The sequence below is a fragment of the Streptomyces tateyamensis genome (genome assembly GCF_003205575.1).
In the GTDB taxonomy this organism is placed as follows: domain Bacteria; phylum Actinomycetota; class Actinomycetes; order Streptomycetales; family Streptomycetaceae; genus Kitasatospora; species Kitasatospora tateyamensis.
Genome location: NZ_PYBW01000364.1, coordinates 1 through 331, shown reverse-complemented (window position 1 = coordinate 331; position 331 = coordinate 1). Strand labels below are relative to the sequence as shown.

Below are 331 nucleotides of genomic sequence, written 5' to 3'. Positions count from 1 at the left end.
CCCGCCCCCCCGCGCCCCCCCGGGTGTCCGCCCCCCCCCGCCGGGTGGAACCCCACGCCCGGGGGCGGGGGGGTCCCCCCCGGGAGTGTGGGGCCGCGGGCGCCGATCCCCCCCCCGGCCCCCGCCCGCCGCACCTTGCCGGTGCCCGCCTCGGCGCCGGCCAGCGCGAACTCCGGGCCGCGGCGCACCGATCCGGCGTGGTGGGTGGTACGCACCCCGATCACGCCCTCGGCCGGGGACCAGCACTCGACGGTCAGCAGTGGGCTGTTGAGGGTGTCACCGCGGCCGGTCACGTGCTTCACCGGGGCGTAGAGCGTCATCCGGTGCTCCT

General features: G+C 80.4%; 1 pseudogene. It reads right to left on the bottom strand.

The annotated features are described in order from the left end of the window. A pseudogene (locus tag C7C46_RS37135) lies at positions 1-331 on the bottom strand (alpha-xylosidase); the annotation flags it as partial.